Source organism: Arthrobacter sp. EPSL27 (assembly GCF_001512305.1).
Taxonomy (GTDB): Bacteria; Actinomycetota; Actinomycetes; order Actinomycetales; family Micrococcaceae; genus Arthrobacter.
Map to the genome: position 1 here is coordinate 620,419 of NZ_LNUT01000004.1, position 23,653 is coordinate 644,071.

Sequence of the window (23,653 nt, forward strand, 5' to 3'; positions counted from 1 at the left end):
CCGGCCCGGCCAATTCTTGTTCGACCTTATTTTTCTCTAGGAAAGCAGCTCCCAGTGGCACACCTGCTCGGCGGCGAGAACCTCACCGTCTCGTATGCAACCCGTACCGTTCTCGATGGCATCACCCTCGGCCTCGAAGAAGGCGACCGGATCGGCATGGTGGGCCGCAACGGCGACGGCAAGTCCACCCTCATGCGGCTGCTCGCGCTGCGCTCGACCCCGGACTCCGGGCGGGTGACCAAACGCAGCGAGGTCAACATCGGCTACCTGGACCAGAGCGACGTGCTCGACGGCGACCTCACGGTCGGCGCCGCGATCGTCGGCGACCAGGCCGACCATGAATGGGCGAGCAACCCCCGGATCCGCGAAGTCATGGGCGGACTCGTGTCCGACGTCGACTGGCACGCCAACGTCCACGCGCTCTCCGGCGGGCAGAAGCGGCGCGTGGCGCTGGCCAAGCTGCTGATCGAGGACCACGACGTCATCATGCTCGACGAGCCCACCAACCACCTCGACGTCGAAGGCGTCGCCTGGCTGGCCCGGCACCTGAAGACCCGCTGGCGGGCGAACCAGGGCGCCTTCCTCGTGGTCACCCACGACCGCTGGTTCCTCGACGAAGTCTGCAACAAGACCTGGGAAATCCACGACGGCATCATGGACCCCTTTGAGGGCGGCTACGCGGCCTACGTCCTTGCCCGGGCGGAGCGCGACCGTACGGCCGCCGTCGTCGAAAGCAAGCGCCAGCAGCTGGTGAAGAAGGAGCTCGCCTGGCTGCGCCGCGGCGCCCCGGCCCGCACCGCCAAGCCCAAGTTCCGGATTGAGGCGGCCAACGCCCTGATCGCCGATGTCCCCGAACCGCGCGACTCGACGGCGCTCAGCAAAATGGCCACGGCCCGGCTGGGCAAGGACGTCCTGGACCTCGAGCATGTCTCGCTCGACTTCCTCGGCGGCGAGCCCGGGCAGAAACTGTTCGACGACATCACCCTGCGCCTCGCGCCGGGGGAGCGGCTGGGCCTGGTGGGCGTCAACGGCGCCGGCAAGACCACACTGCTTAAACTGCTCAATGGCGAAATCCAGCCGACCTCCGGCAAACTCAAGCGCGGCAAAACCGTTGTCACCGCCGTCCTGACCCAGGAAGTCAAAGAACTCGACGACGTCAAGGACCTGCGGGTCATCGAGGTCATCGAGCGGGAGAAGCGCTCGTTCAACGTCGGCGGCAAGGAATTCACCGCCGGCCAGCTGGTGGAGCAGCTCGGCTTCACCAACCAGAAGCAGTGGACCCCGGTCAAGGACCTCTCCGGCGGCGAACGCCGGCGCCTCCAGCTCCTGCGCCTGCTCGTGGGCGAGCCCAACGTGCTGATGCTCGATGAGCCCACCAACGACCTCGACACGGACACCCTGGCCGCCGTCGAGGACGTCCTGGACGGCTGGCCGGGCACACTCGTCGTGGTCAGCCACGACCGCTACCTGCTCGAACGCGTCACCGACCACCAGATGGCCCTCCTCGGCGACGGCAAGATCCGGTCCCTGCCGCGCGGCGTGGACCAGTACCTCGAACTGCGCGAAGCGGCGCTGGCCGGCTCCACCATCACCGGCGGCGGCAACCCCGTCACGGCCGCCAGCACCTCCTCGGCCCCCGCACCCGCCGGCCCCACCGAAGCCGAGAAGCGTGACGCCCGCAAGGCAAAGAACCGCATCGACCGCCAGCTGGACAAGCTCAAGCAGCAGGAGGACAAAGTCCACGCCCAGATGACCGCAGCAGCCGCCGACCCCGCCGCCGTCGGCGACCTCGCAGCGCTCGGCAAGAAGCTCAAGGACCTGGCCATCGAACGCGAGGCCCTCGAACTCGAATGGCTGGGAGCCCTGGAAGTCCTCGGCGAATAAGCCGCCAGGCCGTAACGGAACCTGTGGCACTAGCGGCGCGGGAGTCCTTCGCTAAGGAGCGCATCGCGGCGCATCGGGCCCCGTAGGTCGCCCCGCGACCGCAGGGGCCCCTATGCGTCGTGTCTAAGCGACGGCGAAGGGCGCCCGCGCCGCGGAGGCGACCAGACGCCCGAAGCCTAGTCCCCGCTGCGGAGTTCGGGGTCCTTCTGCAGGCCGGTGAGCCCGTTCCAGGCAAGGTTGACCAGGTGGGCGGCGACGTCACGCTTGTCCGGGGTGCGGCTGTCCAGCCACCACTGGCCGGTCATGGCCACCATGCCTACCAGCATCTGGGCGTACATCGCCCCGTCCGCGGCCGTGAAGCCGCGGCGGGCGAACTCGTCGGCCAGGATGTGCTCCACCCGGGCCGTGACCTGGGAGAGCAGAGTGGAGAAGGCGCCCTCGGGCTGCGTGGGCGGGGCATCGCGCATCAGGATGCGGAAGCCGTCGGTGCGGTCCTCGATGTAGTTCAGCAGGGCCAGGGCGGCCCGCTCCACGAGGACCCTGGGCTTGGCCTCTTCGGACAAGGCGTCGTTGATGGCGCCCAGCAGGATCCGGAACTCGTAGTCGACGACCTGGGTGTAGAGGCCTTCCTTCGACCCGAAGTGCTCATAGATCACCGGCTTGGAGACGCCCGCGGAGGCGGCGATTTCCTCAATCGTGGTGCCGTCCAGGCCGCGGAGGGCAAAGAGGCCGCGGCCGATCCCGATGAGCTGGCTGCGGCGCTGCGGGCCCGTCATCCGGATCCGGGGTACGTAGCCGGCGGGCCGCACCGGGCGGCCGCCTCGGCCCTCCGCCCCTCCGGATACCCCTGCGCTGTTACTCACAGGTCCATCATGCCCCAGAACGCCGACGTCGGGCGGGGCGGCCCTGCCGGCGTGGGCCGCCCCCAGCACGGAACGGCAACGCAGTATGGCAGAATTGATTCTCGTGCCGCAGGCTCAGCGCCTTGGCATGGTCCGCTCTGGTGTAATGGCAGCACCCCGGCCTTTGGAGCCGTGGAGTATAGGTTCGAGTCCTATGGGCGGAACTGCAAAGTAACGGCATGAGCTAAGCCAATGAGCAAGGAGAGCCCGTACGTGAGCCCCGAGAAAACCGGCCCGGCCGCCGTCATCGTCCTGGCGGCAGGCGCCGGTACGCGGATGAAGTCCCGTACCCCGAAAATCCTTCACGAAATCGGCGGACGGTCCCTCGTCGGGCACGCCCTCCACGCCGCCCGGGCCATCCACCCGCAGGAGCTGGCCCTGGTGGTCCGGCATGAACGCGACCTTGTGGCAGCCCACATCGCCTCCATCGACCCGGCAGCACTGATCGTCGACCAGGACGAGGTGCCCGGCACCGGCCGCGCCGTCGAGGCCGCCCTCGAGGCCCTCGATGCGAGCCACCCTGACGGGCAGCTCAGCGGAACGGTCGTCGTTACCTACGGAGACGTGCCCCTGCTCACCGGCACCCTCCTCGCCGAACTGGTCGCCAGCCACGAGGCCGGACGCAACGCCGTCACCGTCCTCACCGCCGTCCTCGCGGACCCCGCCGGCTACGGCCGCATCCTCCGGGCTTCCGACGGCACGGTCACCGGCATCCGGGAACACAAGGACGCCACGGATGCCGAACGCGACATCCGGGAGATCAACTCCGGCATTTACGCCTTCGACGCCGCCGTGCTGCGCGACGCCCTGGCCCACGTCACCACCGACAACGCCCAGGGTGAGAAGTACCTCACCGACGTGCTGGGCCTGGCCCGGGCCGCCGGCGGCCGCGTCGCCGCCGTCGTCACCGAAGACCGCTGGCAGGTCGAAGGCGCCAACGACCGTGTCCAGCTCTCAGCCCTCGGCGCCGAACTCAACCGGCGCACCGTCGAGGCCTGGATGCGTGCCGGCGTCACGGTCGTCGACCCCGCCACCACCTGGATCGACGCCACCGTGACCCTCGACGAGGACGTGCGGCTGCTGCCCAACATCCAGCTGCACGGCACCACCACCGTGGCGCGCGACGCCGTCGTCGGCCCCGACACGACCCTCACCGACGTCCAGGTGGGGGAGGGCGCCACAGTGCTCCGCACGCACGGATCCGGCGCCACCATCGGCGCCCGGGCAAGCGTCGGCCCGTTCACCTACCTCCGCCCCGGCACCGTCCTCGGCGAGACCGGCAAGATCGGCGCGTTCTACGAGACCAAGAACGTCACCATCGGCCGCGGGTCCAAACTGTCGCACCTGGGCTACGCCGGCGACGCCGAGATCGGCGAGGACACCAACATCGGCTGCGGCAACATCACCGCGAACTACGACGGCGAGAAGAAGCACCGCACCGTCATCGGGTCCGGCGTGCGCACCGGTTCCAACACCGTGTTCGTGGCTCCCGTCCGGGTCGGGGACGGGGCCTACAGCGGCGCCGGCGCCGTCATCCGCCGCGACGTCCCGGCCGGCGCGCTTGTCCTGTCCCTCGCGAAGCAGGACAACGCCGAAGGCTGGGTCCTTGAGAACCGTCCCGGTTCGGTCTCCGCCGCCCTGGCCAAATCTGCCCTGGCTGAATCCGCTGCCGCGGATGCCGCCACTACAACCTCCACTACTCCGGCACCGACAGAAGAGGGCTAGCAATCATGAGCGAAATTACGGCACACGGCGAGAAGAAGCTGGTGCTGGCCGCGGGGCGGGCGCACCCGGAGCTGGCGAAGGAAATCGCGAAGGAGCTCGGAACCGAGCTGCTGCCGCTGGACGCCTACGACTTCGCCAACGGCGAGATCTACGTCCGGGCCGGCGAGAGCGTCCGCGGCACCGACGCCTTTGTGATCCAGGCCCACCCGGCCCCGCTCAACAACTGGCTGATGGAACAGCTCATCATGATCGATTCGCTCAAGCGGGCCTCCGCCAAGCGGATCACCGTGGTGTCCCCGTTCTACCCGTACGCCCGGCAGGACAAGAAGGGCCGCGGCCGCGAGCCGATCTCCGCCCGCCTCGTCGCCGATCTGTACAAGACCGCCGGCGCCGACCGCATCATGAGCGTGGACCTGCACACCTCGCAGATCCAGGGCTTCTTCGACGGCCCCGTGGACCACCTGATGGCCATCCCGCTCCTGGCCGACTACATCCGCACCCGGGTCGGCTCGGACAACGTCACGGTGGTCTCCCCGGACACGGGCCGCGTCCGTGTCGCGGAGCAGTGGGCAGAGCGGCTCGGCGGCGCGCCGCTGGCCTTCGTGCACAAGAGCCGGGACCTCACCGTCCCCAACCAGGCCGTCTCCAAGACGGTGGTGGGCCAGATCGAGGGCCGCACCTGCGTCCTGATCGACGACATGATCGACACCGGCGGAACCATCTCCGGCGCCGTACAGGTACTCAAGAACGCCGGCGCGAAGGATGTCATCATCGCGGCAACCCACGCCGTCTTCTCCGATCCCGCGGCCCAGCGCCTGGCTGAGTCCGGCGCCCGCGAGGTCGTAGTCACCAACACGCTCCCGATCGAGGCCGCCAAGCGCTTCCCGCAGCTCACCGTGCTGTCCATCGCGCCGCTGATCGCCCGCGCCATCCGCGAAGTGTTCGACGACGGCTCGGTCACCAGCCTGTTCGACGGCAACGCGTAGCACCCCTATAGGTGCGCCGGTGCGGGCCCGCTTTTCGCAAAGCGGGCCCGCACTGGTAGCCTTGAACCGAACCTTGGCGAGGGAGAGCGCCGGTAGCGCGTGATAAACGAAGTTTCCTCAGGAACTTCGCACGGCACACCGGAGTGCTGGTCTCCGTTATCGACTGGGTCTGATTCTCCCTTCGGAAGGGCGGCCACGGCCGCCCGGCGTTGAAGGTCGCAAACAGACCTCCGCCCTTGCTGCACCGTTTAGCCCCACAGCTTGAAATCCAACGAGGAGATACCCATGTCTGAGCAGAAGCTCGCAGCAGAAGTCCGCACCGAATTCGGCAAGGGCTTCGCCCGCCGCGCCCGCATGGCCAACCTGATTCCGGCCGTCATCTACGGCCACGGCGCAGAGCCGATCCACATCACCCTGCCGGCGAAGGCCACCACCCTGGCCGTCCGCGTCCCGAACGCCCTGCTGTCCCTGGACATCAACGGCGAGGGCCACCTGGCCATCGTCAAGGACGTCCAGCGCGACCCGATCAAGCAGATCGTTGAGCACATCGACCTCCTGACCGTCCGCAAGGGCGAGAAGGTCACCGTTGACGTTCCGGTCCACGTCGTCGGCGAGGTTGCGCCGGGCAACGTCCAGAACCTTGAGCTCACGGTTGTCTCCCTCGAAGCCGAGGCCACCCACCTGCCCACCGCCGTCGAGGTCAACGTTGAAGGCCGCGGCGCCGGCGAGCACGTCCACGCCTCCGACCTGGTCCTGCCGAAGGGCGCAGTCCTGCTGACCGACGCAGAAGCGCTGGTCGTCAACATCTCCGAAGCTGTGGAGATTGTTGAAGAAGAAGAGACTGAGGAAGCTGCTTCCGCAGAGGCCGCCGAGGCCACCACCGAGGAAGCCGCCGAGTAATTCCGGCACCCCTCGATTTTCCTGCTCTGGCCGGGTCCCCTGCGGGACCCGGCCAGAGCCGTCTTAAGCCGCCGCCCGGGCCGGGCACACCCTGACCAACTTAGGATTGACGCATGAATGACACCTGGCTGATCGTAGGCCTTGGCAACCCCGGACCCGACTACAGCCAGAACCGGCACAACGTCGGCCAGATGGTCCTGGACGAACTGGCCGCCCGTGCCGGCGGCGGCTTCAAGTCGCACAAGGCCCGTGCCCAGGTCCTCGAGGGGCGCCTTGGCATCGGAGGGCCCCGGGTGGTCCTCGCCAAGCCGCTGTCCTACATGAACGTCTCCGGCGGACCGGTCTCGGCGCTGGCGCAGTTCTACGGGATCGATCCGGCCCACGTCATTGCCGTCCACGACGAGATCGACATTCCCTTTGACACCGTGAAGCTGAAACTCGGCGGCGGCGAGGGCGGCCACAACGGATTGCGGGACATCTCCAAGGCCCTGGCCACAAAGGATTACCTGCGTGTCCGGGTCGGGGTGGGGCGCCCGCCCGGCCGGATGGACACCGCAGACTTCGTGCTGAAGGACTTCTCCAGTGCGGAGAAGAAGGAACTGCCCTTCCTTATCGGTGCCGCCGCGGACGCGGTGGAAGCACTGGTCCGCGAAGGCCTGCTGGCGGCGCAGCAGCAGTTCCATCCCGCGAAGGCGCCCTAGCCGCGAGAGGCGGGCGCCGTCCCCGGAAAGCCCGGCGTAACGCGCCGCCGCCGACACCCCATTTCCTTTCCAAGCTTCCGGAATTCCCGTTATGATCGCTCTACTCTCATATCGGTGGATAGGGATACGCTACTTCTAGCGGACGGGCTCTGTTTTGCTGTCCGCACAGCGGTACAAAGGAAGCAAAATGTCTAGGGAATCGCTGGGCTGGGGAAATGGTTCCACTACATTGGCACCCGGAGTAGAAGATCCTGCGGCAGGTCCGCTGGACCGGCACAGGTGGTCAGGCCTCGCGCGCCATGCCGACGCCGACCGGGTGCGCAACGCCCTGCTCGCAGAGGACCGCATGGGTGTGGTCATCACCGGTGAGCGGGGCGTGGGCAAGACCCAGGTGGGCCGCGCCGCAATCGCCGGCCTCGGGCCCGACGTTTACACCCTGCAGCTGCGCAGCACCGGACCCGGCTCGGCCACCCCGTACGGATGCCTGGCCTTTACCCTCGCCCGCCTGCCCCAGAGCTCCCTCGGTTCGCCGACGGCCATCCTGCACGGCCTCACCTCCCTGATCCGGGACGACGCCGCAGGACGGAAGTGCGTCATCCTGCTGGACAATGCCGGGGCGCTCGATGAACTCAGTACCGGCGTCCTGCTCAACCTGATGCAGACCCGCACGGCGCGCCTGATCGCCACCGCCCAGCGCACCACGGACCTTCCGCCGGACTTCTACTGGCTGATCACGTCCGGCCAGCTGGCAGAGGTGCGGCTCGCCAACCTCACGGAAGTCGAGACCCTGGAGGTGCTCCAGGCCGCCCTCGGCCACCGGGTTTCCAGCGCACTGGCGAGCCAGCTCCACCAGCTGGTGGGCGGCAGCCCCACCCTGTTGCAGGCGGTGGTCTCGGAGCAGATCGAACGCGGCAACCTGGTGCTGTCCGGGTCCGTCTGGACCCTGGTGGACGAGGTGGTCCTTGACGGGCGCACCGCACTGGAAGACATTGTGCGGGCCCGGTATGCACGCGAAACCCCGGTGGCCAGGGAACTCATCGAAGTCCTCTCCTGTGCCCGGACACTGCCCCTGGCCAGGCTCGCCCGGATGTACAGCCCGGAAGTCATCGCGGACATGGAGGACGCGGGCCAGATCGTCGTCGACCGGACCGGCCGTCACCTCGTGTCCCTCGGTGACCGCTACCTGGGTGACATCGTCCGCAACTGGCTCAGCGTCGAGCGCCGGCTCGAGCTGCGGGACAAGGTCCCGGGGCACCAGCAGGATGAGCTTAATCAGCTGACAGTGGAGGACCTGCTGGCCTACGCGGCGTGGACCCACGACTGTGACGCGCCGCTGGCACCGGCCCACGCCGTGGCGGCCGCCGGTGCCGCCGTCAGGCTCTTCGACCCGAAGTTTGCGCTCAAGTGCGCCGCCAGCCTGAAGCCGGAGGACCCGGAGTGGACGGAGGGCCAGCTGCAGAAATCCGCAGCCTACCTGCAGCTGGGACTGCCGCTGCAGGCCATGGCCGCCCTGGACGATGTCACGGACCAGCAGATCAGCGGCCTCGGCGCGGCGGCCTACGCCGAGCTGATTGCCGCCAAAGCGGACTGCATGGCCTGGCTCGAGGACCGGACCGGACAGGTCCCGGACCTGATCCGGCAGGCCCGGCTGCGGCTTTCCGAGCTGGGCGCGGACCAGCCGGGGGCATCAACCGAGGAGCTGGCGCGTGCCGGTTTGTGCCTGGACCTCTGCGAATTCAACTACCTCTCCTTCATTGGCGACTACGCGCCCATGATGGACCGGCTCCGGGCGGCCGCCTCGGCGGACGTGGACGACATCAACCCGGTGCACCGCCTGAGGTCCGGCATCATCCTGATGGAAGCGCTGTGCATGACAGGCAAGGAACTTGAAGCCCGCCAGCTGATGCGCGACATCGGCGGGCAGCTCGGCGAATGGTCCAACGTCCCGCGGATCCGGGAGAACTTCGCCTGGCGATCCTTCAACGTGCTCCTGCTGTCCGGGCAGTGGCGGCAGAGCATCGACATGCTCAAGGACGCCAGCGGCAGGGCCGGCCACGGGCTGCACTCCGGCAGCGCCCCCACCGACCTGGCTGTGGGACTGGCCTACGTCTACGCGGGCCGAGGCTACATGGCCCTCGATCCGCTGCTGGCCGCGATCGCCCAGCTCGAAGTCCGGGCCAGCCTGCACTCGTTGCGCCAGGCCTACGCCGCCACTGCCTTCGCCTACGCCCAGACCGGAAACTCCGTGCAGGCCACCGTCTACCTGGACCGGGCCCGGTCGGCCGACGGCGCCGCACGCTTCGCCGTCCGGAGCTCCGCGGACTTCTGCCTGGACATGGCCTCGCGCTGGCTGGGAGACCCGGAAGCGAAGGACCGCCTGGTGAGGTCCGCGGAGGACCATTTCCGCAACGGCCGCTATACCCTCGCGGGAATCTTTATGCTGGGCGCGACGGTCAACGGCACCACCAAGGATTTCCAGTTCATGGAAGAAATCGCGGCCCTGCGGCAGGGGCCGCTCGCGGAACTGTCCCGCACCATCGCCGTGGGCAGCCGGAAGAAGGATGCTGCCATCATGCTCGAAGCCGCGGGCCAGGCCGCAGCCATGGAGCTCGACGCCGTCCAGGCGCGGTGCGCGGCCCTCGCCTTCGACTTCGCCAAGGCCGCGGGCCTGAGCGGGAAGGCCAGCGCCGCCCATGCGATCCTCGAGAGCCTGGCCGATTCCGTGCCGGCCCTGCCCATCATGCCCCGGAACAAAGGCCCGCTGCTCACGGACCGCGAGCGCCAGATAGCCACACTTGCCGGCAACGGGGTCTCCAACAAAGACATTGCCCTGGCCATCGGCATCTCGGTGCGGACGGTCGAAGGACACCTGTACCAGGTGTTCACGAAGCTTGGAGTTTCTTCGCGAAGTGATCTGCTTGGACTCATCTAGGAACCGCGCCACCGCCCCGGAGGCGGCAGAAGAATCCAACGCCCTGACCGGCCGCACTGAGGACCTGGGCTCGGCGGTAGAAGCCATCAAAGGCAACACCCACGTCGCCGTCCTCCTGCTCGGGGACAGCGGGATCGGAAAATCCACGCTGTTGGAGTCCGTGGTGGCCCACCTGCGCGCCGACGTGACGCCGGTCCGCATCCACGGCAGCCCTTCCCTGACGAACGTCCCGTACGGAGTGCTCGGCCCCTTCATCGTGGGGCTCCCCGTGCAGGAGGCCACCTCGCAACTGGCGGTGCTCCGGACGTTCTGGTCCCGCCTGGAGGAAGAGCGCCGAGCCACCGGGAATCCGCTGCTGCTGATTGTGGACGACGCCCACGACCTGGACGAGGCGACCGCGGGCATCCTCGTGGAACTGGCCGCTGCCGGGTGGGCCAAACTCCTGGTGGCGTCGGCCACCCGGCCCGGCCTGCCCGAGCCGCTGCTGCAGCTCTGGTTTGAAGGCATCGCACAGCGCATCGACCTCCGGCCCCTGACCCAGCGGCAGACGGGCGACATCCTGGCCCGCGCACTGGGACCGCAGGTCCTGCCGAACGTCGCCGAGATTCTCTGGGAAGCCTCCGAGGGCAACCCGCTGCTGCTCAACGGGCTGATCGACGACGCCAAGAGCGACGGCACCCTGCTCCAGCGCAACGGCGTGTGGCTGCTCACGCGCCCCCTTAACAGCCACGGGGACCGCCTGAGCGATGTGGTCCGCCGCCAACTGCTGAGGCGCACGCCGGAGGAGCGCCAGACCCTGAACCTGGTTGCCCTGGCCGAGCCCGTGTCCCGCGAGCTGATTGAAACCATGGTGGGCGAGGACCCGGTGGCGGTCCTGATCGAGCACGAGCTGATCCGTGTGACGCCCTCGCCCCACCCCCAGCTGCGGCTGTGGCACTCCATCTACGGCGACACGCTGCGCAACCTGATTTCTCCGGCGCGGAGCCTCCAGCTCCGGCAGAGCCTCCTACGCCTGATGGACAGCGAGCCGACGTCGGCGGAGGGCCTGCTCCGCCAGGTCAGCTGGTCGATGGAATGCGGGGCCGAGGTCGATGACCGGCAGCTGCTGCGGGCCGCCGTGCTGGCCAGCAGGCTCCACCAGGACGACCTGGCGCGCCAGGCCGCGGCGCTGGTCAAGGATCCTGACCTGCAGGTGGTGGCGCGGTCCGTGACGGCGCGGACACTCTTCAACACGTCGGACTATGCCGCAGCCCGGGACATCTTGGAGGCGGACTTCGCCCAGGGACTCAGTGTGGCTGTCCTCCTGACGGGCACCCTGATGTGGGCGGCCGTGCAGGCGGCCCTGGGCCACCCTCCGGCTGAGATCATGGCCCGGGCCGGAGCCCTCCTGGCGGCCGGGGAGCGGCTGGCCGCGGAACATCCGGAGGATGCCGGCGGCATCCTTGCGGCCACACGGGAGCGCTATGCCACCATGCATGCCATGGTGTTCGCGCTGGCCGGCGAGTATTCGGAGGATGCCGGCGGCGCGGCGGATCCAGGGCCGTCCGGCAACGTCCTGGAGGGCGCGTTCAAGCTGGCCCTGGAATCGGAACGGCTCCTGGTGCAAGGCAAGGCGGTGCAGGCGTTCGCGGCGGCATCCCAGGCGCTGGAATCCGCAGGGGCCGGCCATGAGGAACTGTATTTCCTTGCGGAGTTCCTCGTGGCACGGGCGGCCGCTGCCGCGATCCATGGCGGGGATTGGAAGGCCGCCGACACGCTACTGGCCGGGGTGACGGCGGGCCCGGGTCCCAACCTGATCTCGTTCGGCGGGGGAGTCCACGCCGCGCACGGAATCATCCTGCTCTACCAGGGCAAAGCCGCCCAGGCGATGACCACCCTCAGTGCGGCCCTGGAGTCGCTGCGGCTTGCGGACCCCCAGCAGCTTTTCGCCCTGACCGCCGCGATGGCCTTCGCTGCCGCCGCTGAAGTCGGGGCAAAGGACAAAGCCGCGGCTTTCCTTGCTGAATACGAGGCCGCGCCGCGGGCGGTGTCCCGTTACCTCCGGGTCCTCTCGGAGATGGAAGTGGTTTACGGCAAGGCGCGGCTGGGAAACTACCCCGGCGCCGTCGACGAGCTCCGGGCGCTGGGCAGGCCGCACGGCGATGGTTCCACGGCCGGCCTGGAGTTCGACTCGCTGGCGTTGTGCCTGGCCCTCGGCGACCGGGAGGCAGCGGCCCGGCTGCTTGAACTGCGGCCGGGGCTGGAAGGCCCCCGGGCCGCCGCGATCTGCCACTATGCCGCGGCTGTCAGCACCGACGAGGCGGCGGACCATCTGGAGGCAGGAAAAGCCTGCGAGGACGCGGAGCTGTGGGGCTTCGCGGCACTGGCCTACGATGCGGCCGCGAACGGCTACCGATCCGCGGGTGACACCCTGCGCGAGCGGATGGCGCTGTCCCAGCGGAAGCGGTGCCTTGACCGGGCAGACAGCGTGGCCGGGCAGGAAGAGGACGCTGCGACCGATGCGCTGGGCCTGCTGACCCGCCGTGAGCGCGACATTGTGGCCCTGGCGGTGCGCGGCCTCAGCGACCGCCAGATTGCCGCAGAGCTGCAGGTGTCCATCCGGACGGTCGAAGGCCACCTGTACCGCAGCTATGCCAAGCTCAACGTCAAAGGCAGGGACCAGCTGCCGGGTGTCCCGACCTCCTAGCCGCCCGGGCCGCGTTCCGGAGTGCGTAGCTCCCGGGACCCGGCAAGTAGGCCGCCGGCTACCCGGGTACGGGGGCCGCGTAGCCGGACGGTGCCGGCGTCGGGGGCCCGCCGCCGCGGCAAGTACCCACCGTTCCCGGTGGGCTCCCAAGCGGCCGCGAATTCGAGTACGGACTACCGGTGTGCGGCTGCCGTCCGGTTCGCTAGATTGTAGTCAGCACCAGGAACCACCCAAAACCAGGAACCACTCAGAACCAGGGACCACCCGGAATCAGGAACCACCAGAATTCCTTGAGGTGGAGGTCTCTGAAAAATGAAGTCTTTGAAGGAAAGGACTTTGAACGTGGAGCCATCAGCGCACCAGCGGCCCGGCTACAGCAATGAAGCTGCACGGACCGCAGGCCGTGGGGACGATGGACCGCCCTGGAGTTACAGGCAGGTGCCCTAGGCATCAGGCCACAGCAGACATTGAATCGCTTCGCACGGGTCTCCTCCAAATGGTTTCCGGCTACGGAAACCCCTTTGACGGAGCCGACGGCGTCGGAACCTTCTGAGACCGAGGTTCCTCCCCCCAGCCGCCGTCGGCTCCCTAAACTTCCAGTACCCCAGTCCTGGCTCGGCCGCCCGCAGGCCGGGCGGCCGTGCCAAGACTGTGCCGGCACTGTCTGTTCCGGCACTGTCTGTTCCGGCGCTGCCTGTTCCGGCACTGATGCGACGCTCATCCCATGAGGGCACGCCCCTCCCACGGAACCCCCGGCCCCGCCCTCTGCCGCAGGACGGTGCGGGCGGCCCGACTACTTGGTTTCGGAGCCCTGGGTGCGCCGCGAGACTGAGTACATCTACGTAGCCCGGAGCCGGGCACCAGAGAGGTAATCGAGTAGCACTTACGCATCCCGATGATCCGCCACCTCCCTAAGTTGGATTTATCGGTAGTCAATACTTTGATTGCGAAGGTCTCTCTCATGTTTCAGCAAGAAGCCGGCCTGTCTGCGGGCAGCGGCAGAACAGATGTGATTTCAGCCGCCCAACGTCCGGGGAAGGGGTGGCATCAAAAGCACTACACACGGCACAAGACCGTTGTTGACGTAGTCGCGGCGCTGACCTCAGGAACCGGTTGCGGGGCAGTCATTGTGGGGGAACACGGGGCCGGAAAGTCGTTTATTGCCCAGCGCGCCCTGGAACAGCTCGGTGACGACTTCCTGGTGGTCCAGGTCCGCGGAAGCTCCATTTCCTCGAAGCTCCCGTACGGGGCCCTCAGTGTGCTGCTCAATGAACTCGACGCCTCCCACCTTGAGCACCCGCTTATGGTGCTCCGCGGCCTGACCCAGCTGCTCCAGACCCGGGCCCAGGGCCGCAACGTGGTGCTGTTCGTCGACAATGCCCATGACCTTGATGAGCTCTCCACCATGATGGTCGCCCAGCTCTGCGCCGGCGGCCACGTCCTCCTGCTCGCCGCGTGCGTGGACCTGCCCAACCTCGGCAGCGACATCATGGGTCTGTGGAAGGACGACCTGCTGCGGAGGGTGGACCTTGGCCCGTTCGACTTCAGCGAAACGGTGGACAGCCTCGCCCAGGAGTACGGCGGGCACTTCTCCCACACCGCGGCACGGGCGCTGTGGAACGCCAGCGGCGGCAACGCCCTTTTCCTGCACGCCCTGGCCCGTGAGCAGATCAAGCTCGGCATTATTGTCCGCCACGACGACTCCTGGGTCCTCGGGGACAAGCCGGTGGCCCTCGCCGGTGAGATCCGGGATGTCCTCAAAGCCCGCCTGAACCGGCTCAGCCCCGGCCAGCGCGACGTGTTCGAGCTCCTGTCCCTGGCCGGTGCCCTGCCCCTGCAGACCCTGATGAGCGTGTCCAAGGCGCAGGATATCGACACCCTCCAGGAACGGGCCCTGATCCGCGTCAGCCACGATCATCCGCCTATGGTGAGCATCGCCAACCCGGTCACGGCGGGCATTGTCGCCAGTGTGGTGCCTCCCGGCCGGAGTGCCGAACTGCGCCGCCGGCTGGGCGCTGTGCTCCAGGACCTCGACCTCGACGACTACGCCGGTTCCACTGCTGTCGCATGGGCGCTGGACTGCGGGGAGGAAGTGGGTCCCCAGGTGGCCCTGGCCGCTGCCCGCCAGGCCAACAAGGCGTCCGACCCGCATTCGGCCCTGAGGTTCACCCGGGAAGTAGCCGGAACCGGGAACCTGACGGAGGTAGCCGTCGAATCTGCCCGGGCGCTCATGGCCCTGCACAACGACGAGTCGGCCCGCCGGGTCCTGGCTGACGCCGAGCAGCGCGCCGGCGACACCTTGGGCCTGGATGAATGGGCCTCCCTGCAGCTGCTGTGGGCGGAGCTGGACAGGCGCAGCCCCGCCGCGGCCGCCAACGCGCTGGCCAGGCTGCAGGAGATTGAACTGCGACTTACGGTGTCCCGCGACGACGGGGCCGTGCCCGGTCCGGCAGGGGACCGGGTGCGGCTGGCCTACGCCGAACTGGCGGCTTTCGAAGGCCGGTACGGGGACGTCCTGCAGATGTTCCAGGACGTGGATGCCACGGACCTGGGCAGCGAAGCCAAGATCATGGCGGCCAGCCTGCTGTGCGAGGCGAAGGCCGTCACCGGCGACGTCCTCGGCGCTGTGGCGCTGGGCCGGCAGATCATTGCCGCCGCCGGGTTCCTGGACCTGCCGGACAGTGTGATGCGTGAAATCAGGGGCCGGTTCCTGCTGCTCCTGCTGCTGTCCGCGAAGTTCCGGGAGGCCGCAGACTTCATCGCGGGCACCACGGAGTCCCTGGACGAACAGTCCCGTCTGGGCGGCATGTTCGAGATCGGGCAGGGAATCGTTGAACTGCACCGCGGCCAGCTCGCCGGAGCCGTCCAGCGGCTGCAGTCCGGGGTCTGGCAGCTGCGGGTCCACGATCCGGATGCCGTCGCCGGCCTCGCCACGGCGGCCTGCGCCTACGCCTTCGCGCTCCAGGGAGACGAGGACAAGGCGGCTGCCCTGCTGGTGGACGTCGAAGAGGTGCACCCCCGTGCGTCGTGGCTCGTCAACCGGATCACCCGGTACTACGAACTCTCCGCCAAAGCGGAAATCGGCCAGAAGACCGAGGCCCTCCGCGCGCTGAAGATGGAGGCGGACAGCGACACGGAGGCCCAGGCCCTGGCCACCGGACTCCAGTTCCTGTCGGCGGTCGCCCGGCTGGGGGACCGCCAGGCCAGCCAGAAGCTCAGCGGGCTCGCGGGGCAGGTCACCGGTCACTTCGCCGGGCTGTGCGCCCGGCTGGCGGAAGGGTTGAAGGACTCCGACAGCGAGGAGTTGCTGGCCACGTCCAAGGACGCGGACGCCGCCGGCCACGCCGTGTTCGCCCGGGACGTGACCCGCAAAGCCGTCAGCTGCGCCAACGACGCCGGCAACCGGATCTCCCTCCGGATGGCCCAGCGCACCCAGCAGTCCCTCGAGGACCGGTTCGGCAACCCTAGGAACGGTGTGCTGTCCCTGCTGACCTCAACGTTGACGGCCCGGGAGTCCGAAGTGGCGGTCAGGGCCGCCGCGGGGACGTCCAACCGGAAGATCGCCGACGAGATGCATGTTTCTGTCCGAACGGTTGAGGGTCACCTTTACCAGGTGTACGCGAAACTGCACGTCGCGAGCAGGTCGGAACTCAAAGATGTCATCTCCGGACCAGTGGAACACGCGCGCCTCGGCTAACCGGCCGGGCACCCTATCCTCCGGGCGGTCCTGGAGCAGCCGCGCCGCAGGGAGGTCCGCGGGTGGAAAGCCTGACTGAGTCCGCCACACTGGTCGGCCGGTCCGGCGTCGTGAAGGACATCCTTAAGTGCCTGCGCGAGGGAGGGACCTCCGGTGCCCTGATCGTGGGCAACCCCGGCACCGGAAAGACCGCAGTCTCCCGGGCTGTCATCCGCGAACTCCAGCCCAATGCCGCCATGATTAAGCTCACGGCGACACCCGCCCTCTCGGCCGTGCCCTTCGGCGCGCTCTCGCCGTACCTCGGGCAGCTCCCCGCCCGCGATTTGGACTCCTTCGCTGCGGTGGTGAAGGCCGTGACAGACAGCATCAAAGCCCAGCCCACCAAACCGCTGTTCGTGATCGACGATGCCCAGTTCCTGGACCGCGGGACGACGCAGCTGGTTGCACAGGCTGTGGCTACCGGGTCCGCGAGCGTCCTGGCCACCTGCAGGCCGGGCCTGCTGATCCCGGAAGAATTCCTGGCCCTCTGGGACGACGGGATCCTGGCAAAGTTCGATCTGGAGCCGCTGACCCGCTCCGAGGTGCACCAGCTCTGTGAACAGGTCCTCCGCGCCGATGTGTCGCCCTGGGCCTCCGCGGTGCTGGCCGACGCTTCCGCCGGAAATCCCTTTATGCTGCTGTCCCTGATCGACCACGCCCGCACCACCGGTGCACTGGGACTGCGTCATGGCGTGTGGTACCTCCTCTTCCGTCCCGGCTTGTCCGACGTCCCGGTCGCCGACCTGATCGGCCACGAACTGCGGTCGATGTCGCCCGAGGAACGGACTGCCGCCGCGATCGTGTCGCTGGCGGGTCCGCTGCCCCTGGGCCAACTGCTGGGCTTTGGCGGGCCCAAGGCGGTGGACACCCTGGAGCGGGCGGGCATCATCACCGTCTCCCGGGGTGCCGACCGCACGGTCCGCCCCGCGAGCCCGCTTATCGGCGAGATCATCCGCCGGTGGGTTCCGGCCGGCAGGAGCGCCGGGCTGCGGGCGAGTTTCGTGTCGCTGCCTCCGGGAACGTCCGTGCATCCGGAAGCCTTCCTCAACCGAGTCCGCTGGGCCCTGGACTGCGGCGCGCCCGTTTCGGCGGAGCAGCTCCTGGCAGCCGCCAACGCCGCCAACGTCGCGCTCGACGCGCACGCCGCACTCAGGGCGGCGGAGGCCGTATCGGACGCCGCGATGATTCCGGCGGCGCGGCTGCAGATGGCCTACGCGCGGTACCTGCTGGGCGACGCCGGCCAGTCCATGAAGTTCCTCCAGCTGGCCCACCCCCTTCCGGACCATGGCGCCAGCTACCTGGCGGCTCTGCTGTCAGCCCGCCTCCGCGGGCAGCCGCCGGCGACGGCGGACCGTGCCGGACCCGCCGCCTCGCCGGGGGACCTGCTAACCGCCGCGCCGGATGCGGCCCTGCGGCCCAGCGGTAACGGCGGCCCCCCGATGGGCGGCGTCACCGGACCGTCGTGGCTGGACGCGGGCCCGGTAGCCGCCGCCGCAGGCCTCCCCGGAAGCAAGTTGGCCGGCGCCGCCGCGGACCGGGAGGGCGGGCTCAGCCAGCTGGTGGCGGCCGCCGGCGGCCGGCCCGATCTCAAGATCCCGGCGGAGTCGCTGCTCGCCGAACTGCTCTGCGCCAAGGGCAGGACTGCAGAGGGGCTGGGGCTGGCGCGGGAAGCCTGGCACGAGGCGCAAAGCCCGGGCCTGGCGCTGCCGCTGGTCTACGAGGACCTCCTGGTGCGCTACAGCCTGAGCCTGAACTGGGCGGGGGAGTGGGAGGCGCTCGCCGCGGCCCTCGACGAGTATGAGGCCCACTACCCGTCGAGGCTGCTGCTCAGCGGCGGCATCCTGCACCTGATGCGCGGCCTCGCCCGTGTCCGGCAGGGGCGCATGCCCGAGGGCACCGCCGAGCTCGTCCTCGGCGTCGAGGAACTGACCATCGCCGATCCCTGGGAGCTGCTGCCCTTCGCTCATGCCGTGGCCGCGTACGCAGCGTCAGTGGTGGGCCACACCCGGGAGGCCGAAGAGCACACGGCCGCGTTCCGGCGGTCCAGGTACCGCGGGCCCGGAACCCTTCCGTTGCTGGCCGAGGCGTACTCCACCGCGGCGGGCGGAGCGCCCGGCGGGGCCGGCGAGGCCAGCAGGAGGCTGGCGGGCCTTGCCGCGGAAGCCAAGCGGCAGGGGCTGCGCGGCATTGAAACCGACATCAGGCGGCTTGCCGTGCGCCGGGGGGATACCGGAGCGGCGGACGGCCTGGCCGCCAGCAGCCTCGCAGTCGAGGGGCGGGAGGCCGGGATGCTGCACGACTACGCGCTCGCGGTCCTGAACGCCGACGACGTCGAACTCGTCCGGATCAGCGACAAGGCGCTGCGCGGCGGCTACGTGCTGCTGGCCCTGGAAGCGGCGCAGCAGGCGGAGCGGTGCCTGGCCGAAACCACGGACAAGCGGAAACTGCTGGCCGTCCAGCGCAAGATCCAGAACCGGATGACCGCCGCCGGAATGGCCGCCCACATCGACCTGGTCCGTCCGGAGCAGGACGCGGAACTGACGGCCAGGGAAACGGAGATCCTGGACCTGGTGTCAAGCGGGGCCACAAACGCGGAGATCGCCAGCAAGCTCTGCGTGTCCCAGCGGACCGTGGAAGGGCACCTCTACCGGGTCTTCGCCAAGCTGGGTGTCAGCCGGAGGGTCGATCTGATCGACACGGGCGGCGATTCCCGCCGGCCCTGAACCTGGCGCTGCCGGCCCGCAGCGCGGGCGGCAGAATGCGGCGTGCCGTTCCGTGGGATGATGGATACCAGTCCATTTGACCCGATCCGAGGAGGCCAGCGTGGTTTTTGTGCCCACGTCAGAGTCCCAGGCGCTGTCCGCGCCCGCCCTGACCGACGACGAGGTGCTGCGGATCCGCAACGACTTTCCTGTCCTCTCGCGGACTGTGGGCGGGCAGCCGCTGGTCTACCTGGATTCCGGCGCCACGTCCCAGAACCCGCTGAGCGTCATTGAGGCGGAGCAGGAATTCTACGAGCAGCGGAACGCCGCCGTTCACCGGGGCGCCCACCTGCTGGCGGTGGAAGCCACGGACTCCTTCGAGGACGCCCGCGAGATTCTTGCCGCGTTCCTGGGCGCGGGGGCCGATGAAATCATCTGGACCTCCAACGCCACGGAGGGCCTGAACCTGCTCAGCTACGCCTTCCTGAACTCGTCCCTGCCCGGCGCCGGCGCGGCGGCGGCACGGTTCGCCCTCGGAGCCGGCGACGAGATCGTGGTCACCGAGATGGAACACCACGCCAACCTCATCCCGTGGCAGCAGCTGGCGGAGCGGACCGGGGCCACCCTGCGGTTCATCCCCGTCGACGACGCAGGCCAGCTGGACCTCGACGCCGCCGCCGGCATCATCAACCCGGCCACCCGGGTGCTCGCCTTCAGCCACGCCTCCAACGTCCTCGGCACCATTAACCCGGTCAAGACGCTCGTGGCGATGGCCCGCGACGCCGGTGCCCTGACAGTGCTGGACGCATGCCAGTCGGCGCCCCACCTGCCGCTGGATGTGCAGGACCTCGGCGTCGACTTCGCCGTCCTCTCGGGCCACAAAATGCTGGGGCCGACCGGCATCGGGGTGCTGTACGGCCGGTCCGAACTGTTGAACGCGCTGCCGCCGTTCCTCACCGGGGGATCGATGATCACCACGGTGACCATGGAGCGTGCCGCCTTCCTGCCGGCCCCGCAGCGCTTCGAGGCGGGCACGCAGAAAGTCTCGCAGGCCATCGCACTCGCCGCCGCCGCCAACTACCTCACCGAGACGGGAATGGGCCGCATCCACGCCTGGGAATCCTTCCTCGGGCAGCGCCTTGTCGAAGGCCTGGCATCCATTCCCGGCATCCGCGTCCTCGGCCCCGCGCCGGGGCAGGAGCGGATCGGCCTGGCGTCCTTCGACGTCGCCGGCGTGCACGCGCACGACGTCGGACAGTTCCTGGACAGCAAGGGAATCGCGGTCCGCGTCGGCCACCACTGCGCGCAGCCGCTGCACCGCCGGCTGGGCCTGACCGCCACCACCCGTGCCAGTACCTATCTTTACAACACGACCTCCGACGTGGACGCGTTCCTCGCGGCCGTCGCTGAGGTCCGCCCCTACTTTGGAGCCTAAGGACCAGCAGACATGAGCCTCGAACAGCTGTACCAGCAGATCATCCTGGAGCACGCAAAACTGCGGACCGGCAGCGGCCTGGCGGAGGCGCCGGTGCCGGCGGGGACGTCCACGGGGCAGTCCCACCAGCTGAATCCCGTCTGCGGGGACGAGATCACGGTCCGGGTGGCGGTCTCCGGCGGAAAGGTCGCGCAGCTGCGCTGGGACGGGGAAGGCTGCTCCATCTCCATGGCCTCGGCCTCGGTGCTGGCCGAGATGGCCGAAGGCATGGATGCCAGCGAACTGAGCAGCGTGATCGACAATTTCCGCGACGTGCTGCGGTCGCGGGGAAAAGTTGCCGCCGATCCCGAAATACTCGGCGACGCCTCGGCCTTCGAAGGCGTCTCGAAATACGCCGCCCGGGTCAAATGCGCCATGATTTCGTGGGTGGCAGCCGAGGACGCCTTGTCCCAGGCCCTGGCGGGCAGCCAGACTCCCAGCAGCTGACCGTCCGGCAGCTGATCGTCTGGCAGCTGATCGTCTAAAAACAGAGTGCCCCTGAGCGCGGAACGCGCTCAGGGGCACTCTGTTTTCGCCTAACCCAGCAGGCCGGCGATCCCGATGGCCGCCGTCGCCGCACCGAGCAGCATCGAGATGCTGACCAGGACGACGTGGACGGTGAGGAAGCGGGTGGCTTTGCCGTTGGCGTCACGGGCCCGCGGATCCTTGAGGACCCGGCGCAGGAACTGCGGCCAGACCACCAGGGACCAGACTCCGGCCACGATCAGGACTACGGCCAGGAAGGCCGGCAGCTCCATGTGCTAGTGGCTTTCGAGCCAGGCCTGGGCCTGCGTGGACTGGATGTTCAGGGCCTTGCCCACCATCGGCTCGGCCGCGTCGGCGATCTTGCCGCCCAGGAACGGCACGGAGGACGTGACGGTGCCTTCCAGCTCGATCCGGGTGCCGCCGCCGTCGGCCACAAGGCGCTGGACGGCGCTGACGTCCAGCGGGGCGCCGGCGACCTTCAGCGTGATGTTGCTCAGCCGGGACCCGTCAGCGGCGGGAGCGTCCCAGTTCTCAAGCTGGGTGACCTTGAGGCTTTCGCCGACGAACTTGCGGGCCAGGTCCGGCATCCGGTTGGTGGGGATGGTCCGCACCGTGGTGGTGCTGAAGGCACCGGCCGTGTCGCCGTCGACGGCGAAGGACTCCAGAGTGCCGCCCACGAGTTCGCTCGTGTGGCGCAGGAAGTCTTCGTTGACAAAAACTGCGGTGACGCGGTCAACGCTGTGCGGAAGGTTGGTGGATGCGCTCAAAGCCATGGTTGGGGGTCCTCCGTGGGGTGGAACTGGTCGTTTCGGGCTCCAAACATCTTACGGGGTGTGCCCGGCGGGCTCCGATTCCTGCTCCTGGAGCGCTTTCGCCGCCGCCGTGATGTTCCGCGACATGGCAGGGAAGATCAGGCTGTGGAACGGCAGCACCGCCAGCCAGTACAGCTTCCCGCTGAGGCCCTTCGGGAAGAAGATGGCCCGCTGCCGGTAGAGGCTGCCGGTACCCTCCGGCTCCACCGACAGTTCCAGCCAGGCCCGGCCCGGCGCCCGCATCTCGGCGCGCAGCCGCAGCAGGCGGCCGCGCTCGATCCGCTCGGCCCGCCACCAGTCCACCACTTCGCCTTCGGCCAGCAGGTGCGGGTGCCGGCGGCCGCGCAGCAGCCCGGCGCCGCCGGTGAGCTTGTCCAGCCAGCCGCGGACCTGCCAGGCCAGCGGCATGGAGTACCAGCCGTTCTGCCCGCCGATCCCTTCGATGATGGTCCAGACGTGTTTGGGGTCCACGTCGCTGGAGAAGCTGCGCTCATCCAGGTACACGCGGTGGCCGGCCCACTCCGGGTCGGAGGGAAGCGGATCGGCGTCGGCGCCCGCGCTGGCCCACGTGGTTGCCACCTGGCCGTCGCGTTCCTTGCCCAGGGCCAGGGCCACGGCCCGGCGGTACGGGGTGAGCCCGCCTTCGGGCGGGGGAATGTACGCGTCGATGTCGTGCTCCTGCGTGACCGCGTCGTGCTGGAGCGACTCCACCAGCGGCAGCGACATCGACAGCGGAATCGGCGTGGTCAGCGCGACCCACATTCCGGCAAGCTTGGGCGCCGGGATGGGCAGTGCCAGCACCACACGGTAAGGCAGCCCGGCCTCCGCGGCATACTCCTGCATCATGCCTGCGTAGGTGAGGACCTGGCGGCAGCCGATGTCGAAGGTGCGGTTGATCGGTCCCTCCAGCCCGGCGGCCCCCACCAGGTAGTGGAGCACGTCGCGCACCGCGATTGCCTCGATCTTGTTGCGCACCCAGCTCGGGGCCGGCATCAGGGGCAGCGTCTCGGACAGGTGCCGGATCATCTCGAACGACGCCGACCCGGAGCCGATCACCACACCGGCCTGGAAGACAATGGCATCGACCGGGCTGTCGAGGAAGACCTTGCCCACGGCCTCGCGGGACCTCATGTGGGTGGAGAGTTCGGCGTTGGACGGGTGCAGCCCGCCCAGGTAGACGATCCGGTCCACACCGGCCGCGGTTGCTGCCCGCGCCGCCGTCTCGGCCATCGCCTTTTCCTTGGCTTCGAAGCCCGAGCCGGCCGCCATGGAGTGGACCAGGTAGTAGAGCACGTCGACGCCCTCCAGCGCCGCCTTCAGGGCATCGCCGTCGTCGAGGCTGCTCTGGACGACCTCGACGTCGGACAGCCACGGCACCCCTGCGATTTTGGCCGGGGTCCGGACCAGTACCTTGACCGTGTGCCCCGCCTCCAGCAGCCGGGGGACCAGCCGTCCTCCGATGTAGCCGGTGGCGCCGGTGACGAGCACCGTACGTGGGTTGCCGTTCATGGAGTCTCCTCGAAGGGGTGGGACAGCCTGGACAGCAAGCTTAGCAATGCCGGGGCGCGGACCGTCCGGCCGGGCAGGCCGCGCCCGTCACTCCCGTTGCCACCCCGTCTCAGCATGCACACCCAGTAACAAGCCTCTCTCTACCATCCTCCGCACCTGCCGGCGCACGAGTCCCAAGAATTTCCAAAGGCATCAGGAGAATGCTGTGGCCATCCAGT

Annotated in this window: 15 protein-coding genes and 1 tRNA gene; 12 read left to right on the forward strand and 4 right to left on the reverse strand. The window is 68.8% G+C overall.

The features are described from left to right. The first annotated feature begins 54 nt into the window (after positions 1 to 54). Complete coding sequence (locus AR539_RS07560; RefSeq protein ID WP_066434345.1) at positions 55 to 1,884, forward strand: ABC-F family ATP-binding cassette domain-containing protein; 1,830 nt, start codon at positions 55 to 57, stop codon at positions 1,882 to 1,884. Positions 1,885 to 2,060: 176 nt separating this feature from the next. On the opposite strand, the gene AR539_RS07565 is transcribed toward AR539_RS07560, so the two are convergent. Further along, positions 2,061 to 2,660 (reverse strand): TetR/AcrR family transcriptional regulator, encoded by a 600-nt coding sequence (locus AR539_RS07565; protein ID WP_066436275.1) that lies wholly within the window; start codon positions 2,658 to 2,660, stop codon positions 2,061 to 2,063. A 218-nt stretch (positions 2,661 to 2,878) separates the two neighbouring features. On the opposite strand from AR539_RS07565, the gene AR539_RS07570 reads away from it, so the two are divergent. The 11 genes from AR539_RS07570 (at position 2,879) to sufU (ending at position 21,075) form a co-directional block, all read left to right on the forward strand. Further along, positions 2,879 to 2,950: transfer RNA gene (locus AR539_RS07570), tRNA-Gln, on the forward strand. A 49-nt stretch (positions 2,951 to 2,999) separates the two neighbouring features. Beyond that, positions 3,000 to 4,511 (forward strand): bifunctional UDP-N-acetylglucosamine diphosphorylase/glucosamine-1-phosphate N-acetyltransferase GlmU, encoded by a 1,512-nt coding sequence (gene glmU / locus AR539_RS07575; protein WP_066436278.1) that lies wholly within the window; start codon positions 3,000 to 3,002, stop codon positions 4,509 to 4,511. A 5-nt stretch (positions 4,512 to 4,516) separates the two neighbouring features. Continuing rightward, the gene (locus AR539_RS07580) at positions 4,517 to 5,497 is read left to right on the forward strand and encodes a ribose-phosphate diphosphokinase (protein WP_066434348.1); all 981 of its coding nucleotides are present in this window, start codon (positions 4,517 to 4,519) and stop codon (positions 5,495 to 5,497) included. 285 nt (positions 5,498 to 5,782) lie between these two features. Next, positions 5,783 to 6,397 carry a 50S ribosomal protein L25/general stress protein Ctc gene (locus AR539_RS07585; protein ID WP_066434351.1) on the forward strand — a complete coding sequence of 205 codons (615 nt, stop codon included), beginning with the start codon at positions 5,783 to 5,785 and terminating at the stop codon, positions 6,395 to 6,397. A gap of 113 nt (positions 6,398 to 6,510) precedes the next feature. After that, positions 6,511 to 7,098, forward strand: coding sequence for an aminoacyl-tRNA hydrolase (gene pth / locus AR539_RS07590; protein WP_066434356.1), 588 nt, complete (start codon positions 6,511 to 6,513; stop codon positions 7,096 to 7,098). Between the two features lie 187 nt (positions 7,099 to 7,285). Beyond that, positions 7,286 to 10,030 carry a helix-turn-helix transcriptional regulator gene (locus tag AR539_RS07595; protein ID WP_066434359.1) on the forward strand — a complete coding sequence of 915 codons (2,745 nt, stop codon included), beginning with the start codon at positions 7,286 to 7,288 and terminating at the stop codon, positions 10,028 to 10,030. Next, positions 10,017 to 12,716 carry a helix-turn-helix transcriptional regulator gene (locus AR539_RS07600; RefSeq protein WP_066434361.1) on the forward strand — a complete coding sequence of 900 codons (2,700 nt, stop codon included), beginning with the start codon at positions 10,017 to 10,019 and terminating at the stop codon, positions 12,714 to 12,716. Before AR539_RS07595 ends, AR539_RS07600 begins: the two co-directional genes overlap by 14 nt. A 961-nt stretch (positions 12,717 to 13,677) precedes the next feature. Next, entirely contained in the window at positions 13,678 to 16,413 is a 2,736-nt protein-coding gene (locus AR539_RS07605) for a helix-turn-helix transcriptional regulator (protein WP_331457475.1), read from the forward strand. Between the two features lie 62 nt (positions 16,414 to 16,475). Continuing rightward, positions 16,476 to 19,175 carry a LuxR C-terminal-related transcriptional regulator gene (locus AR539_RS07610; RefSeq protein ID WP_066434366.1) on the forward strand — a complete coding sequence of 900 codons (2,700 nt, stop codon included), beginning with the start codon at positions 16,476 to 16,478 and terminating at the stop codon, positions 19,173 to 19,175. Positions 19,176 to 19,284: 109 nt separating this feature from the next. After that, entirely contained in the window at positions 19,285 to 20,589 is a 1,305-nt protein-coding gene (locus AR539_RS07615; protein ID WP_442854404.1) for an aminotransferase class V-fold PLP-dependent enzyme, read from the forward strand. Positions 20,590 to 20,601: 12 nt separating this feature from the next. Next, positions 20,602 to 21,075 (forward strand): Fe-S cluster assembly sulfur transfer protein SufU, encoded by a 474-nt coding sequence (gene sufU, locus AR539_RS07620; RefSeq protein ID WP_066434369.1) that lies wholly within the window; start codon positions 20,602 to 20,604, stop codon positions 21,073 to 21,075. An 89-nt stretch (positions 21,076 to 21,164) separates the two neighbouring features. On the opposite strand, the gene AR539_RS07625 is transcribed toward sufU, so the two are convergent. Genes AR539_RS07625 through AR539_RS07635 form a run of 3 tightly spaced genes read right to left on the reverse strand, consistent with a single transcriptional unit; the run spans position 21,165 to position 23,435 of the window. After that, a complete protein-coding gene (locus tag AR539_RS07625; RefSeq protein ID WP_066434371.1) occupies positions 21,165 to 21,386 on the reverse strand; it encodes an SCO4848 family membrane protein in 222 nt (73 codons plus the stop codon). Between the two features lie 3 nt (positions 21,387 to 21,389). After that, a complete protein-coding gene (locus AR539_RS07630; RefSeq protein WP_066434373.1) occupies positions 21,390 to 21,887 on the reverse strand; it encodes a DUF2505 domain-containing protein in 498 nt (165 codons plus the stop codon). Between the two features lie 51 nt (positions 21,888 to 21,938). Continuing rightward, a complete protein-coding gene (locus tag AR539_RS07635; RefSeq protein ID WP_157360944.1) occupies positions 21,939 to 23,435 on the reverse strand; it encodes an SDR family oxidoreductase in 1,497 nt (498 codons plus the stop codon). Between the last annotated feature and the right edge of the window lie 218 nt (positions 23,436 to 23,653).